Here is a 15,700-nt window from a genome sequence, read left to right as displayed (position 1 = left end):
GATGAATAGATTATTTACAACAGCAGCACTACTATGTGCATTGAGTTTAGGTTTTACTTCTTGTAGCAAGGATGATGATAAAATAGAAGAGAATAAATTGAGCGACGCAACTGCTGTTTCTGCAACTGCAACAATAGCAGTTCCTTCTGGCGTAAAAACTTTTTATGACTTTAAAACGAATACTGTTCAGGAAGAAGCTAAGAGTATGATCAATCTTTCTGGAATGTATGGTTCAACTTTGCAAAACACTTCATCAGATAATTATAAAATGGGCTATTTTGATCAGGCAAACACTAGTATTGAAAAGCTGACACTAGCATCGGTATTAACTGCCAACATCACTTTGACTGACAAACTCGGTATTGATGCATCAAGTGCCGGAGCACCAGTGACAGGCCCAACATGGATTATCTATGATTTTGCAAACAATCATGCTGTCTACCCTACTGCCAATCGGTACATCGTAATGTACAAAGGTGAGAAATTGAATAACGAAGCAGATGAGCTTTATGTAATTCAAGCAGGCGGCATTACTGCAGCTAGTGGAAATGCAACCTATAACATCAATTTTAAAAAATTTATTAAACAGTAGTAAACTGAAATATAAGTTTGAGAAGGTCTATTGAGAAGGTCTAAAGAAACATACTAGCAAAGCAGCTGGTTAAAATTCCGGCTGCTTTTGTTAACCAAAAATCAAAAACCGAAAAAAATATATTAAATACCAATTTTCATACACACTTTATCAGCAAAAGATTTTATCTTTACTATTATTTAGAATCAATTTAAATAAAAATAACATACTAACAACCCTACTACATGTATTGAAAAGGGATAAGGTATCAACTAACACAAAAAACTAGTAACAATGAAAATAAAGAAACGCAGCAACCTATTAAAATTCATACCGGTATTGGCATTTTTAATTGTGTTGGGGTCTTGTAGCAAAAGCGAGCCCACAGTAGTAGAGCCTGAACCAGATCCTGTTGCACCAGAAGCTATGTTCAACCGCTTGATTACTGTTAAGAATTTTGGCGAAGACTTACCTGCTGGAAGTGCACCAACCACGGCGCAATCACCAATATATTACAGCCTAGAACAGAACAAAGCTGTGACATCGGATTATAAACTAACCGCACGATGGGACATCTCTTGCTCAGAAATATACCGCAGTTTTATCAATTGCAACAATACAGCAAACGGATTTGGTAAAGGAGGTCCAGGGAAAGGTGGTATACTCATTGTTAAGAAAAAATTTGAAGATGTAATCGATATCCCTTCAGACACCGAGTTTCGCAAAGGTGAAAAGGCGTATGGTACAGATGATTCAGGTGATTTTGGTGAAGGTTTGGGCTGGTACCTGTATGATTTTAACGGTACGTTCAAAGGCGGTGGTGCTGAAAACAAAAAACACGTTTGTTGGCCTATAGAAGATCATACCCTAGTCGTCCGTACGGCGAATGGAAACTATGCTAAGATCAAGATGCAAAGCATCTACAAAGATCTGCTCGATTCGAAGGATTGGTATACAAATTCGCCTACACCCTACTTTTCTTTCCAATATGTACTTGCCAAAGCTGGTAGTACCAAATTTACAATCGCTAACTAAAAAAATAAGCATAGCTTACTTATTAGACACTAAACTAACATGAAAAGAATATACAGCATTTTAAGCTTCCTTTTTGTAGGATTGCTGCTAACCCGCTGCACCAAAACGGAAGAACTAGCCTTACTCCCAGCAGATAAAATACTGGAATACAAAGTCACCAATCTTCCAAATGACGAAGTTATTTATGGAGCCATCGACAATGAGGCCAATACCATTACGGTTTATGTCCCCTACTACTACGGTCTATTGGTGATAGATCCGAGCATTACACTCTCCAATGGAGCCAGTATTGCAGAAGAAATTTTACCTGTTAAAACAGATGAAAAGAATCAAACGTATACCGTAAAGTCCGCTACAGGTACCACTAGAACTTATAGCTTAAAGATTGAACTACAAAGTACACCGACTTTTGAGGCTCGATTTGCCTTAAATACAACTACGGCGCTAACGCTGGGACCAAGCACAAATTTACCTACGATTTACGGAAATTTTATGCACACAAATCCATCTTCGGTAAATGTTGTACTAATTAATAGAGATACAAAGCAACGCTATCCTATGGCCGAGCGGAATCGCTTAACTACTAATCCCACCTTGAATACTTATGTATTACAATATGTTGGTGGCGAGCTTCCGTATCTGATTTCAGCAGATATAACCACAGGGATATATGATGTAGAGGTCACTAATCTCGGCCATACGATTATACTTTCAGATCCTATTACAATTACCTATCGTCAACCTGATGTATACATTAGTTTATTAGGTTTAAATTTAGCTAAAAATAAGGACTGGACCATTATAGCAAACTCAAACAAAGTTTTATTGGATCCTACAGCCGTTATTATGACACTTGATGGCAAGGATTATCCATTAAGCATCAAATCGCATACACGGACTGAAATGACAGTTTCCTTACCGGCTAATATCCCAACAGGAACCTTTGAAAAAGTACAGGTTAAATTCCAGTTTAAGGACTGGGCTGATGTAATAAAAACGCAATTAAACCCAAGTACAATAACAGAATCTTAAACAAGCATCCACAGTATGCCAAGGCGGCATCAAAATTAAATAAATTAAAACTACAGGAGATTTCAACATGAACTCAAACATCAAAACTATCTTAAAATCAGCGATGGCCGTGACTGTGCTATCGGCAGCAGTATGGGCAGCAGCTCCAAAAACAGAACAAGCAACAGCTCCTTTGGCGCTAAACCAAGTTAAGGCAAACTCAACTTACTCTATAATCGGTCAATGGTGGAGCCCTTCAAATGCAGCCAACTGGCCAGGTATTTATGTAAACCTTTCAAGCGGTTCTCAAAGTACTAGTTTTAGCCCTTTATCACAGGTTGTATTCTTTAGCCATGTAAATGGTTCGATCAAAGCAAACGCTGGATTTGAAATAAGAACTGTAACTGCAGATATCTCCAGCGTTTCAGCATCTGATTGGGGTACAGCTACCCCAGTTACTTCTTTGGGAAGTGGTCAATGGTATCAGTACGTTTTAGCAACACATGCCAATGAAGCTATTCAACCATTGACAGTTTTAGTAGGCGATGGTAATGGTGCTTCATATGCGATTAAACTACTTAATTTCAGCAATGTTGGTCAAAGAACTGGCACAACTGGATTAGAGGTAAAAGCAGATGTAAACGTCGAAGTTAAGGCATTATAGTCCTCAATAATCTATTTTAGAAGATTCCGCAACCTCGTGGATGGGTTGCGGATCTTTTTAACCAAATCATCCGCATAACGATTTTTTTAACCAAAAAAAATTATGCCACTTTCAATTTTTAATAAAAAAATACGCATCATTAAATTATTGGCAATCTTTATTTTTGCTGTAAACTGCTGGTCTTGTAAGACCGAATACCCCAATCTCCCCTATAACGACATCGAATCTTTCAGTATTCAAGATGGCAGTGGAAATACATTATCTGCCAGTATTGTAGATGATCAGATTATTCTATATTGGCCTCCATTAATTGACCAACCTGAAAGTATAACACCTACGATTAAAGTTTCAGAATTAGCAACTGTTACACCAGCTTCGGGCACATCGGTACAATTGCAATCTGACAAACCCGTTACCTATACCGTGCGCGCACAGGATGGTTCCAGTAAAAACTATACATTAACGTTTAAATACAATCAACCTATTGTTACCGCAGCAATGGCGTCTACGACTTTCTATCTTCGTCTTCCAGGATCCGCCAATTATTACTTTGATGTGAGAGGTGAAAATATCCTACCTAGCGACACGCAGACTAAAGGCTATTTAGTAGACAAAGACGGCAAAGAAACAGCTCTTTCCTATTTTAAAGCTCCGACATCTTTTATTGCACAGTTTAACACCCCTGAAAACATTCTGCCAGGAACTTACAAGATTAAAATAGTTTCAGGTCGCTATACAGTCCTTACAGATGCATTTAATATTTTACGTCCAGTGATATCCAACTTAATTTCGCTTGACCTTTACACTGTAAAAAAAGGAGAAAATCTGGTCATGCCAATTAAAAGCACCGAAGTTTATGAACTATTTTTCAAAGCAGATTTCGATCATTTTGTAGCAATTGACAATCTTAACAACTCGTATAAGATAGCAAATGCAATATTCGATGTCACTAAAAAAACAGTTACTTTACCGATACCTGCCACAATTCAGGGTAATCAGATTAAAACGCTGAAATTGATGGATAAAAATGGTCAAGTATTAACAGAGGGTGATCAATATATCACACTAAACTAATACGTTGTAGCAGATAAATTAATCGTGATTATCACTAATCAAACAAAGCAGTTTATCATAATCGCATTAGCAGCTATCATTGTATACAGCTGCAGCAAAAGTAAGTCTACACCAGAAGAGCCGACGATTGTCCCTCAACCTGAAGAAACCTTACGTCAACAATATAGTAAATCGGTAATGCAATGGCCAGCTGCCGCTTGGTACAACAATATCAAGGTACGTGAACTGGCCGCTTTACCCGAAAACCCATCGAAAGATAAGGCCGAGCTAATAGCACTTGGCAAAGCCTTATTTTTCGACCCCCGCACCGGTAATGGCATGAAGACTTGCGCTTCATGTCATAATCCGGACACCTACTGGATCGACCAAAAAACAACGGCAGATGGTATCGCACTGCATCACCGCAATACACCTTCCATGGAAAATGTCTGGTACCTGGAAGGCAAACTCTTCCACGATGGCCGCGCAATGACTTATCGAGAACAGATCGCCGAAGCCATCAACTCCCCCATCGAAATGGGCGGCAATACAGCTGCTTTACCCGCTAAGTTGCAAGCTATACCAGGCTACCTTCGTTTATATGAGGCGGCTTATTCGAGCCAGACGATGAGCGTCGAAGGATTGCTGGATGCCATAGCAGCGTATTCAAGATCAATTAGTAGTGGCGAAACCGCCTTTGACCGTTTTATCAAAGGAGATTACCAGGCATTAAACGATGCACAGCTTGAAGGCCTCCATCTGTTTCGGACCAAAGGAAAATGTATCAACTGCCATAATGGTGCCTTCTTTACCGATCTCGATTTTCATAACCTGGGTTATGCTGTTACCAGCAAAGGTGCCTTGGACAATGGTCGCTTTGAGGCAACAGGACTGGAAACAGACAAAGGTAAATTTCGCACGCCGGGACTGCGCAATGTGATCCATACTGCACCCTACCTGCACAATGGTAGTATTTCGAGCTTAGGTGAACTGATCAACCTGCTGAGTCAGGGCATGCCCCAAAAGACAGGACAACAGATCAATGGCACCTTATCGCCGCATATTCAAAATGTCCGATTGAGCAGTAAAGAACAGGAAAATATCTTGGCTTTTTTGGAGAGCTTATCGAGCGTACCGACTAAGACCGAGCGGCCAGTATTGCCCTAAAATAAAAAATCCCAAAGGGGATACCTTTGGGACATTTTGAGTACTCCACAGTAGCGGAGGCATCAAAAATTAAATAAATTGGCACAAATTTAGAATTTTAAATTAAATAAAAAAGTAAAATAGTATTAAATTTCAGATAATTATATAATTTGTAGCGAATCAACTACAAATATAAAGGACAAAATGCGCATCAAATCATGAGTCGAATCCGCCCAATAACTGGTTTATTTTTTATAGTAGCCGCTATCTCGGCCTGCCAGCAAAACAGCAGAACAGCGACTTCACCCGATGAACTTATTAGTCCAAAAACAGGAACAAAAAAAGAATTGACTCTCGACTCAATCTACCTGTATGCCAAACAGCTCTACCGTTGGCAGGAATCTCTCCCTTCGTATACCACGTTTGATCCGCGGACGAAATATGCACAGATAGAACCCGAGCAAACGGCTTATGAGCGAGCACTTTTTGCACTCAGCCAATACGCTTTGCACAAAAAAGATAGACCCTACGAATTGTCGACCATCCCCAATAAACCCAAATATTCATATTTGGAGCGTCGTCGTAATGACAAGAAAAGTAGTGGTCACATGGCCAGCATAGAAACACCCTACAGGTATGCGACACACCTGTCCTACTGGTCTGCGGGAAAAAAACGGATTGCTTATGTTTACATTCCCTCCTTTCCCCAGCTCCAGACAGTGAAGGCCGAACTGGATCAGCTTGCAGCCGAACTGGCTCAAAAGCAAGTTACACATCTCATCCTCGATATACGTCATAACGGTGGTGGTTATGTGGAGACCGCAGAATATTTAGCCAACCTCATTAGCCCAGCCAAACTGGATAAAAAAGTTATGTTCAGCGAGCAATTTCATCCGAATGTACAGCAAGGCAAAGCAAAACTACTCCTTAAACAACCCTATCTGGATGCCAATGGCAAAGTGGTCCAATACAAAGGACGCACTGCCACCCTCGCCGATGTGGATTATAGTGAAAAAGCCAATACGCATTACTTTATCAAAAAGGGACATTTCAATTCACTACAGCAGCTGTCATGCATTGTATCAGAACGCACGGCTTCGGCAAGTGAACTCCTGATCAGCAGCTTCAAACCTTATATTCCGATACGCCTGATTGGTCAGCAAACTTTTGGCAAACCTGTAGGTTTTTTTTCAGTCCACATAGGAGATTTCGATGTATATCTAGCTTCATTTCTCATCCGGAATGCCAATGGCTGGTGTGATTATTTTGATGGCATCCCCGTCGACCTGGCCTTAGCTCCGGTAGAAACCTCCCGCCATCCCGGGGATCCAAAGGAAGCCTGGCTTGCAGCAGCGCTAAAGGACATTACAAAAGACGAAAATCTCACAGCAATTTCGTCAGTTACTTATTTTTCGATGCCAGTAGACGAAAATTTGCTACTTAAAACAAATTTTAGGTTAAAGTAAGAAACTTATTGCAGCTGGACTTTGTCATACTTATGTTTAAATTAAAACCATTTTTCATAGATGATAAAGCAGAAAACAGCATAAATTTGTGGAAATAAATACGAATCTTTGTATAGAATCGTTATAAATAAAAATAAGAACATGTTAAGTCAACATATCAAAGAGCAAACGCACGCAGCTCACCAAAACGTAGAAGGAACGATCGTGCGCCAATTGAAAAATATTCGTTCAGAAGCAGATTACGCAGAAGTATTGAAAGGCTTTTATGCTTATTTCCGCGCTGTAGAAGATAGTATCGCTCCTTTTGTTACCGCAGAAGTATTGCCAGATTTGGCCGAACGCCGCAACTCATCTTACATCAAAAGCGATATCGAAGCTTTGGGTGGCAACGTAGATAACCTGCCAGAAGCAAATGCTCCAGCTGTAGCAAATGTACAGGAAGCACTTGCATCATTATATGTCCTAGAAGGTTCAATCATGGGTGGTCCGTATATCGTGCAGATGCTCAACAAATATGGCGTTACCAAAGGAACTTCTTTTTTTGAAGGTTATGGCGAAAATAGCCGTGACATGTGGGCTGGGTTTACAGCGGTATTGAACAAATATTCCGAAGATCCGGCAACTTATGATCGCGCAGTAGAGATTGCTAACCAAACTTTTTATAACTTTGGCGAAGTATTCACTCCTATTGCCAGTGCAAACTAAAATTGGAGTGTTCGTGTTTAATCCCATAAATGGAGCAAAAAGACAACAAATCTAAATGGCTTAAGCGTGCCGGAATTGGAGCATTTCTCTTCTTTCTGGCCAAAGGACTCGTATGGCTCGCTGTATTCTTTTTCGCAGCGAAGTCCTGCAGCATATCTATTTAACACAACGTATGAAGCATTCATCTGACGCGCAAAAAATGCGTCAGATGAATGCTTCTATCCAATCAGACCTTTTTCAATCCAATCCGCTTTTTTAGCCCAGACTAGTCTTTTTTTTTTACCTCGAGCGCCAATGTATTCGGGTTGTGTTCGTATTGTGTTCGTATTGTGTTCGGACCACCTTCGGAGCTCGACAATCTGGTAATCACTATTGACCAAATTCCGACCAGGTAATTCCTGTTCAGGGTCTGTACGATAGCTGTTCAGCAGCTGTACAATATCTGTATCACATCCGAATAAGGTACGAAGCAGGTACGAAGCAAGTACGAATCTGCTCCACACCTCCTGGCCTATTACCTTATACTTTTGTAAGCACTGTCCGATACAGCTCTATCCCCTCATGGCTGATCACCTGACAAGCTATTTCTTCGCTACTGATCGAGAAAGAGAAAAACCCGTATTGATCTTTCGCAAAACGACTATACGGCAGATCGGTTTTTACAGGCGTTACCTCTGATCCTGCCCCGGAGATAAACTGATGAAACTTCTTGCCTTCCACTTTTAAGTGCTGCAGCGAATGTTCATGTCCTGAAAGGTAGATATCTACTCCCTGTTTTTCAAAGATAGACTCCAAGACTTTTCGAACCGCCAGGGTGTCGTAATTCGTCGTACGCGGCCCCGCCGTATACAGGGGATGATGACCGACGACAATTTTCCAATGGGCATCCGAATTTTCCAGTAGCTGATCTAGCCAGGCCAGCTGTTTCTCGGGTTGCTGTCCCGCAACATGTGGCCCATACTCGCTGTTACTGTAAAATTCAGGAATCATCGGATTAGTATCGATAAAGGCCATCAGTACGTTTTTTCCATCCTTAAGTGCAAATGTCTTGCTGTAATAACGCGCAGGCATCTTCCAACGTCTGCTGATCGTACTATAACGTACCTGTGCATCGGGATCTGATTTATAATCGTGGTTTCCCAAAATGGGATACCAGTCCCATTGCAGCGAAAATGCGGTATAGATATTTTCAAACGAATAATGCCACAGGGGATCATGTTCACTGACCACTCCGGAAGGGTAAAAATTATCACCGGTAGAAATGATAAAGTCATTGGGATGCTGATCGGCCCATTGACCCATCTGCCCCGCTACAGCCAACTGATGGTCGGCACCATTGCGACCCCAGTCGCCTACAGCCATAAAATGGAGATCATAGGCATCTTTGGGTTTCAAAAGCTGTTGTATATCTTCGCTTTCAAATTGCGTAGGTTTTGTCAGACCGAAACTACTAAGCGTAATTCCGCCCAGGCCGGCTGTAATCGCCGTGCCCAGGGAATTTTTCATAAAAGTTCTGCGTTTCATCAATAGATTTTAATAACCAGGATTCTGTTGCCAATGGGTGTTTACGTTTAATACAGTTGTTGGTACCGGGAAAATACGACGGAACTTCTCGCTCATGCCGGCAGGATACAGCGATCGGAACCCCCAGTTATCTTCAAATTTTCCGTAACGGATCAAGTCATTTCTACGCCAGGATTCATCAGCAAACTCACGTGCCCGCTCATCCAACACATCCTGCAGACTTGGGGCAGCCGTGAGCACAGGTGCATTAACATAGGCTCGGATCTGATTAACCAAAGATTGTGCGGTCTGACCATTGGTCGCTGTAGCCCCACGGAGTATAGCCTCCGCTTTCATCAACAGGATATCGGCATAGCGAAATACAGGTACATCATTGCTCTGATTACGCTGATTGGCTGATGTAACGGCTACGTCCATATAAAACTTAATGGATCTATACCCCATCGAGCGCCCCTTTTGGTCGTTACCTACATTCAGTGTGGCCGCACCATCCGAACGCAAAGTAATTTCTTTAGTGGTCTCCAGTTGCCAATCAAACTGCGCATCTGCATCCGCAGCATTATAATCCTGATCTATGCCGCGTTTGGAAGTTCTGATCAGAAAAGGTCGAGTCTTATCTTCTGTATAATTTGACCAGTAATATTGCTTACCGCCGATGTATGAGGCATTCCTTTCGTCGCCTGCCAGATTAAATTTCTCCAAATAGCTCGGTAATACACGAAAAGTCCCCCCAACACTTTGAGGCAATGTTGCAAACTGATTTTGGGCACTGCGATGTATCCAGAAGCGCGAATAAGTCATACCCTGCTGTTTTTCACGATCATAGGGTATGGCAAATATAAAATCCTTTACCTGATAACCATTATCGGGGCGAAACTTGGCCATAAACTTGTGGCTTGTCAGGTTAAACTGTCCTGAGGAAATAATCTGGTCGCACATCGCAACCACATCATTTAATTTTTCATTTTGTATACTTGGATTGTAATTGGCTACGTCTGTGGCCGTATAAACAGCCCAGTTGAGATACAACTTAGCCAGCAATGCTTCGGCCATATATTTCGTTGCTTTTCCATAGGTTGCTACAGAAACTGTGGTCGGTAACAAATCCTTCACCGCAAGCAATTCGGCCTCAATAAAACGGCAAATTTCAGCACGGCTTGAACGCGCGGGGACAGCATCAACAGGCCCTGTGATCAACGGTGCGGCGCCAAAATTATCCATCAGTATAAAATAATAATAAGCACGGATTGCACGGGCAGGTGCAGTCAACTTTTCTTTATCTTCCCCGAATAATGCGATGGCATTATTGGCTAAGGTGATTCCAGTGGAAGCATCGTTCCAGATACTTGGCAAGAGGCCGTTGTCTGCGTTCCAATTGTGCAGATGGAATTCGCGGTATCGACCGCCATCAAACCAGTCTGTCCCCATGGAAACACTCACTGCTTCATCTGCCGAGAGTGTTTGGACCATCCAATGATCGCGCCCCATTGCGCCTCGATAAGCTGCATATACATCGGCAAGAATTGCCTCGGCTGCACGTTCCGAATCCGGAAATTCCTTCAGCTGTGATTTTATATCAACATCCAGATCGGTACAAGATCCCAGCGAAAAACTCAATGCTGATAAGGTTAATAAACGAATTAATAGTGTTGGTTTCATATAAATTATTTCTTGTTCTATAGGCCATGTGGCATGCTCCATTTATGTCAACAGGATTGTTTCGATAAAAAGTTTTCCATCCCACAGGTCTGTCTTATAAATTAAAATTAAGGCCAAACATAAACGTTCGCGTCCGTGGGTAGGTCTGGCGGTTATCAATTCCCGGAGTCAGGCCACCCAAGCCCACCTCGGGATCAATACCTTTATATTTCGTCAGCACAAATACGTTGTTCATCGTTGCATATACTCTTAGGTTTTTAATCGGTATATTTTTCGTCGGTATCGTATAGGCCAACGTAACATAAGCCAAGCGCAGATAGCTTCCATTCTCCAGGTAACGATCGGATAGGTAATGTGCATTGATATCCGTCATGCGCTCGGTTTCCACAACGCTGGCAAGCACATTTTTCTGCCCAGCATTACCAACAACATTTGAATGGCGCGCACGTGTAGCGTTCATAATTTTCTGCCCAAAAGCACCTTGGAACATTCCATTTAAAGAAAAATTCTTATACGAAAAGCTATTGTTCCAACCCAGTGTCAACTTGGGCTGTGGACTTCCCGTCACAGCCTGATCTTTCTTCTGTGGCGTTGTGGTTGTTTCGCCGGTACGTTCGCCCGTTTTCTCATCTCGGGTATAGAATACCGACACTCCTTCATCGTTGTAGCCAGCCCATTCCCAGGTATAAAACTGACCTATAGGTGCTCCCGGTGTCAGCCTCTGCTGAAATACATTGGTCTGCCCAGCGCCACCGAGATCCGACAATTCGATATAATCCTGCGTAAACTGCTCGTTGGCAATGCTCACCACCTTATTGGTGTTGTGTGATAGCACCAATCCGGTATTCCATTTGAAATACTCTTTATCAATGGCCTTTGCATTTAAACTCAGTTCAATCCCTTTGTTCTCAATTTCACCAACATTGGCAGTCAGCGTTGGATAAATATATTTCGATTTGCTTACCTGATAATCATAAATCAGGTCACTCGTTTTCTTTTTATAGACCTCCAAAGACCCTGTCAGGCGATTTTTCAGAAATCCGAAATCCAGGCCTAGGTTAATCATACTGGTTGTTTCCCATTTGAGGTTCGGATTGCTATTGCGCAGCACCATCAAAGTACGTAATGGGCTTACCTGGCCATCGGCACTTACATAATCGAAAAACTTGGATGAGGCACCACGTACAGACTGCGCTGTAAATGCGTCAAAGCCCAATGAGTTGCCACTCACCCCGAAACCCGCACGCAACTTTAAGTCATCAAAAATTCCGGTTTCACGAATGAATGATTCCTCCGAAAGGCGCCACGCCGCAGACACCGAAGGGAATGTTGCCCAACGATTGTTGCTTCCGAAAGCCGAGGAACCGTCGCGTCTTACCGTTGCCTGTAGGAGATACTTGTTATTATAGGCATAATTCACACGGCCATAAACAGATATCATACGCAAGGTGGAAAGATAATAGTTCCCAAAGCCCAACAAATCAACTACATTGGCCATACCCGGATTATAATAACTCAAATCGTCACTGTAATAATCGGAAGTCGTCAATTGAAAGCCATCGTTATTGTTGTTCTCCTCCCATGAATAACCTGCCAGTGCAGCTACCTTATGTTTTCCGGCGAATGTCTTTTCATAACTCAGGTTCATTTCCATCACTTTCCGTTCATCTTCTACCGCGGCACGGATAGATTTGCCATTCTGACCACGTGCTGCCATCGAAAACATCGAGTAGTACTGTGCATTGTTAAACTGCCTATTTTGCAGCGAAAGATCAATATTATAGGTTAACCCGGGCAAGATCTCATAGCCCAGTTTTGCATGCGCCTGAAGCACCTTAGTTTTAGAAAAATTTGTATTCTCTTCAATTAAGGAAAGTGGATTGGCATATTGCGAACGGTCGGCTTTTTCAAACCAGGAACCATCGGTATTTCGGACCGGCGATACCGGCAGGTAATAGTACATCGCATCGTACACGCTGAGTCCCTGATCCAAAGCAAGCACATCATTCTGCTTGGTGATACTTGCGTTGACATTGAAAGAAGCCGTCAGCCGGTCATTCAGCGCCTTGGTCTGCAAAAACGCTCGAGCAATCTGCCGCCCCATATCAGTCCCTTTGATAACCCCATTGTTTTTGATGGTATTGAGACTGATGCTATACTGTGTTTTTTCTGCTCCTCCAAGAATGGATATATTATGGTTGTTCGATATCCCTGTTCGCTCCACAGCTCTTTGCCAATCGGTATCTGCTCCCAAGTCGTCCGTTGGTTCCATCGAAAATCCATTATCATTGACATAAGACCGGTATTGCGCCGCATTCATCATCTCATAGTGCTTAGCCACTTTATCGATCGCCAGATAGCCGTTGTAATTGATATTGGTCTGCCCTGATTTCCCACGCTTCGTTGTAACGATAATAACGCCATTGGCCGCTTTTGAACCATAAATTGCGGTCGCTGAAGCATCACGAAGCACGTCAATAGAGGCAATATCATCGGGCGCTACCAAAGCCAGCGATGCACCCGGAACCCCATCGATCACATAGTAGGGTTCCATTGCTTCTCCACTACGTAACGTAGACGCTCCCCGGAGACTAACGGAAGGCGTCGCATTGGGATTACTGTTGTTGCTCGAAATCGTCAGGCCGGCAACTTTCCCCTGCAGCATCTGTGCTGGCGAAGTAAATACGCCGACGTTCGCATCTTCCGCTTTGATGGTGCTGATGGAACTCGTCAGATCCTTTCTGGATACACGGCCATAACCAATGACGACCTCATCCAGTTTAACCGCACTCTGCTGAAGCTTCACACTCAACGACAAAGGCTTTCTTGCTTCAACGACATAACCCGATAATGTATCGGACTGAAATCCTACCGCCGAAAACACAAATCGATAGCCTGCATGTTCTACTAAATTCTGAAAATGGAATAGCCCCTGGCTATTCGTACTGGTGGTCACACTTGGACCTCCATTGACCTGAATAGCCTTAACACTGACTCCAGGGAGAAACTCGCCCTTTTCATTTTGTACAGCTCCTTTCACTTGTTGCTGCTGCGCATGTACATGGGTAAGTCCAGCGGAAAGCAACGCAAAAATAAGCAGGTTCTTTTTTTGTGGATTTTTCTTGTTGAGCATATCTGTTAGTTGTTTAGATGTTCAGTAATTGTATTTTCCTGTTTGTATAGCGTATAACTTCCATCCGCATTGGCGACAAAGCGCAATTCATTAATCAGGCAGATTGTTGTCAAGATATCCTTCAATGAATCGTGATGTACATCAATCTCACCTGTATAATGGATGGCGGCAATACCCTTGTCACCCAAATGGATCTGTTTTTTAAATGCAGTTTCTAACGCCTTTAGCACAGCAGGCATTGGTGTATTTTTCAGATTTAACAAATCCGGGGCAGACAGATCAGGCATGTTCAATGGCTGTTTTTTATTGATGGCTTCAATTCTTGTTGCACCCCGTGAATCAACTGTCAGCTTTTGGCCCGGGTCAGCTAAAAAAATCTGTTTGAAACCGTTTGTAAGCGAGGATACAAGCACCTTACCTGTATGTAATGCCACTGTCACAGCCTGACGCTTTAATTTGGTATTAATGGTAAAGGATGTACCAAGCGCCGTTGTTTTAGTCCCGCTGGCAAACACCGAAAATGGGCGTTTCGGATCCGATGCTACATCAAAGTAAGCTTTACCGTTAAGTTCAATATCACGGGCATTGGCATCAAAATTTTTCACATAGCGAATATGGCTTTGTGCGAACAACCGCACATGCGATCCATCGGGTAGATCCAGCGTTATACTATAGGGATTTTTATTTTCTATTGAAGCCCAAACTGTATCTTTATGCGCTATAACTGGTTTATCAGCGGACCGCTGAGCATCTGGCTGTACAAGTGAATCTTTTGTCCACCAGGTAACAAAATGGAAGGAAAAGAAAAAGAGAACTGCAGCTGCGGCACTGTAGCGCAGTAGCTTTACCAACCGATGTCGATGTAATGCCTTTCGATCCTGCGCTTTTTCCTGATTTTGAATCGCAGTCTGTATAAACGTTTTCATCGTTTCAGTAGGCACAGGCTCGTCCATTGCTGTGCTATCAAATTTCTCCCAATCTTCGTCCTTGAAAAGTTCGTTCACGAGGAAGGGCATTTTCCAGATCTTCTTTTTGATCTGATGCTGCTTTTTATCATGCTTCATACTCCTATTACGCAGGCCAGCACGACATCCCTTAGTTCTTAACAATTATTTAATAAAGGGCGCCGATACTTAACATAAAGGACTTATAGCATAATGGAATAGAGATGTTGTTTGAGTTGAAGAAGTGCTTTACTGATATGCTGTTCTACGGTTTTTGTAGAAATTGAAAACTGAGCAGCAATCTCTTTATGGGAAAGACCTTCTTTACGGCTCAGTTCAAAGACCTTCCGACGCATCGTCGGCATATTCTGGATATCTTTTTCCATCATACGCAAAAGGTCTTTATTTTCAATTGCCCGGATCAGACTATCGGTAAAAGGTGTCATTGCTGTCTGCCCTTCGTATTTGAAACGTGTAGCCTCCTTGCGCAGCAGATCGATCATGACTTGCCGCGCCATACCGAAAAGCTGCAGCAGAATACTGAGCTGCTCGTCGAGCTTCTCCCTTTGGTTCCAGAGTTTGATAAAGGTCAGCTGCGTCACCTCCTCTGCAATATAATCCGATTGCGTACGCTTGAGTACAAAACCGTAAATCTGTCGATGGTACTTTTCGTATACGAGATTGAAACTTTTCTGATTGGAAGATTTGATAGGCTGAATGTGTTCCATTGCGCTGTCAAAAATAAAAGCACAAAGTTTCCTCAGTATTAAGTTAAGATCAATATTAAAT

15 protein-coding genes are annotated in these 15,700 nt (G+C 42.5%); 9 read left to right on the top strand and 6 right to left on the bottom strand.

Features of this window, described 5'->3' with window-relative positions; translation table 11 throughout:
- Position 1: 1 nt before the first annotated feature.
- The 9 genes from ACHWSC_RS24870 to ACHWSC_RS24830 all read left to right on the top strand — a co-directional run bounded on the left by ACHWSC_RS24870 (position 2) and on the right by ACHWSC_RS24830 (position 7,815).
- On the top strand, positions 2-592 hold the full coding sequence (locus ACHWSC_RS24870; protein ID WP_201671113.1) for a hypothetical protein: 591 nt from the start codon (positions 2-4) through the stop codon (positions 590-592).
- Between the two features lie 273 nt (positions 593-865).
- A complete protein-coding gene (locus ACHWSC_RS24865; protein WP_394678612.1) occupies positions 866-1,606 on the top strand; it encodes an HmuY family protein in 741 nt (246 codons plus the stop codon).
- 39 nt (positions 1,607-1,645) lie between these two features.
- A complete protein-coding gene (locus ACHWSC_RS24860) occupies positions 1,646-2,638 on the top strand; it encodes a hypothetical protein (RefSeq protein ID WP_394678611.1) in 993 nt (330 codons plus the stop codon).
- A 67-nt stretch (positions 2,639-2,705) separates the two neighbouring features.
- Positions 2,706-3,281: a hypothetical protein gene (locus ACHWSC_RS24855; RefSeq protein ID WP_394678610.1), complete on the top strand. Its 576-nt coding sequence runs from the start codon at positions 2,706-2,708 to the stop codon at positions 3,279-3,281.
- A gap of 102 nt (positions 3,282-3,383) precedes the next feature.
- Complete coding sequence (locus tag ACHWSC_RS24850; RefSeq protein WP_394678609.1) at positions 3,384-4,355, top strand: hypothetical protein; 972 nt, start codon at positions 3,384-3,386, stop codon at positions 4,353-4,355.
- Between the two features lie 24 nt (positions 4,356-4,379).
- Positions 4,380-5,501 (top strand): cytochrome-c peroxidase, encoded by a 1,122-nt coding sequence (locus ACHWSC_RS24845; RefSeq protein ID WP_394678608.1) that lies wholly within the window; start codon positions 4,380-4,382, stop codon positions 5,499-5,501.
- 197 nt (positions 5,502-5,698) lie between these two features.
- On the top strand, positions 5,699-6,946 hold the full coding sequence (locus ACHWSC_RS24840; protein ID WP_394678607.1) for a S41 family peptidase: 1,248 nt from the start codon (positions 5,699-5,701) through the stop codon (positions 6,944-6,946).
- A 141-nt stretch (positions 6,947-7,087) separates the two neighbouring features.
- Positions 7,088-7,651 carry a biliverdin-producing heme oxygenase gene (locus tag ACHWSC_RS24835; RefSeq protein ID WP_088161405.1) on the top strand — a complete coding sequence of 188 codons (564 nt, stop codon included), beginning with the start codon at positions 7,088-7,090 and terminating at the stop codon, positions 7,649-7,651.
- Positions 7,652-7,680: 29 nt separating this feature from the next.
- Positions 7,681-7,815 (top strand): hypothetical protein, encoded by a 135-nt coding sequence (locus ACHWSC_RS24830; RefSeq protein WP_257786987.1) that lies wholly within the window; start codon positions 7,681-7,683, stop codon positions 7,813-7,815.
- Between the two features lie 54 nt (positions 7,816-7,869).
- Here the strand turns inward: ACHWSC_RS24830 and ACHWSC_RS24825 are convergent, their stop codons facing one another.
- The 6 genes from ACHWSC_RS24825 to ACHWSC_RS24800 form a co-directional block, all read right to left on the bottom strand.
- Positions 7,870-8,154 (bottom strand): hypothetical protein, encoded by a 285-nt coding sequence (locus tag ACHWSC_RS24825; RefSeq protein ID WP_394678606.1) that lies wholly within the window; start codon positions 8,152-8,154, stop codon positions 7,870-7,872.
- Positions 8,155-8,170: 16 nt separating this feature from the next.
- Entirely contained in the window at positions 8,171-9,157 is a 987-nt protein-coding gene (locus ACHWSC_RS24820) for a metallophosphoesterase (protein WP_394678605.1), read from the bottom strand.
- Positions 9,158-9,184: 27 nt separating this feature from the next.
- The gene (locus ACHWSC_RS24815) at positions 9,185-10,834 is read right to left on the bottom strand and encodes a RagB/SusD family nutrient uptake outer membrane protein (protein WP_394678604.1); all 1,650 of its coding nucleotides are present in this window, start codon (positions 10,832-10,834) and stop codon (positions 9,185-9,187) included.
- Positions 10,835-10,928: 94 nt separating this feature from the next.
- Entirely contained in the window at positions 10,929-13,967 is a 3,039-nt protein-coding gene (locus ACHWSC_RS24810) for a SusC/RagA family TonB-linked outer membrane protein (RefSeq protein ID WP_394678603.1), read from the bottom strand.
- A 5-nt stretch (positions 13,968-13,972) separates the two neighbouring features.
- Positions 13,973-15,031 (bottom strand): FecR family protein, encoded by a 1,059-nt coding sequence (locus ACHWSC_RS24805; RefSeq protein WP_394678602.1) that lies wholly within the window; start codon positions 15,029-15,031, stop codon positions 13,973-13,975.
- 83 nt (positions 15,032-15,114) lie between these two features.
- The gene (locus ACHWSC_RS24800) at positions 15,115-15,639 is read right to left on the bottom strand and encodes an RNA polymerase sigma factor (RefSeq protein ID WP_394678601.1); all 525 of its coding nucleotides are present in this window, start codon (positions 15,637-15,639) and stop codon (positions 15,115-15,117) included.
- Positions 15,640-15,700 lie beyond the last annotated feature (61 nt).

It is taken from the genome of uncultured Sphingobacterium sp. (genome assembly GCF_964277905.1).
Taxonomy (GTDB): Bacteria; Bacteroidota; Bacteroidia; order Sphingobacteriales; family Sphingobacteriaceae; genus Sphingobacterium; species Sphingobacterium siyangense.
The sequence above is the reverse complement of the archived record's forward strand: the minus strand, read 5'-3'. Positions and strand labels throughout refer to the sequence as shown.

Excerpts from the sequence above, each read along its gene's own strand:
- ACHWSC_RS24860 (WP_394678611.1), top strand. The coding sequence starts at position 1,646 with ATGAAAAGAATATACAGCATTTTAAGCTTCCTTTTTGTAGGATTGCTG.
- ACHWSC_RS24855 (WP_394678610.1), top strand. The coding sequence starts at position 2,706 with ATGAACTCAAACATCAAAACTATCTTAAAATCAGCGATGGCCGTGACT.
- ACHWSC_RS24810 (WP_394678603.1), bottom strand. The coding sequence starts at position 13,967 with ATGCTCAACAAGAAAAATCCACAAAAAAAGAACCTGCTTATTTTTGCG.
- ACHWSC_RS24870 (WP_201671113.1), top strand. The coding sequence starts at position 2 with ATGAATAGATTATTTACAACAGCAGCACTACTATGTGCATTGAGTTTA.
- ACHWSC_RS24805 (WP_394678602.1), bottom strand. The coding sequence starts at position 15,031 with ATGAAGCATGATAAAAAGCAGCATCAGATCAAAAAGAAGATCTGGAAA.
- ACHWSC_RS24840 (WP_394678607.1), top strand. The coding sequence starts at position 5,699 with ATGAGTCGAATCCGCCCAATAACTGGTTTATTTTTTATAGTAGCCGCT.
- ACHWSC_RS24835 (WP_088161405.1), top strand. The coding sequence starts at position 7,088 with ATGTTAAGTCAACATATCAAAGAGCAAACGCACGCAGCTCACCAAAAC.
- ACHWSC_RS24865 (WP_394678612.1), top strand. The coding sequence starts at position 866 with ATGAAAATAAAGAAACGCAGCAACCTATTAAAATTCATACCGGTATTG.
- ACHWSC_RS24820 (WP_394678605.1), bottom strand. The coding sequence starts at position 9,157 with ATGAAAAATTCCCTGGGCACGGCGATTACAGCCGGCCTGGGCGGAATT.
- ACHWSC_RS24830 (WP_257786987.1), top strand. The coding sequence starts at position 7,681 with ATGGAGCAAAAAGACAACAAATCTAAATGGCTTAAGCGTGCCGGAATT.
- ACHWSC_RS24800 (WP_394678601.1), bottom strand. The coding sequence starts at position 15,639 with ATGGAACACATTCAGCCTATCAAATCTTCCAATCAGAAAAGTTTCAAT.
- ACHWSC_RS24815 (WP_394678604.1), bottom strand. The coding sequence starts at position 10,834 with ATGAAACCAACACTATTAATTCGTTTATTAACCTTATCAGCATTGAGT.
- ACHWSC_RS24850 (WP_394678609.1), top strand. The coding sequence starts at position 3,384 with ATGCCACTTTCAATTTTTAATAAAAAAATACGCATCATTAAATTATTG.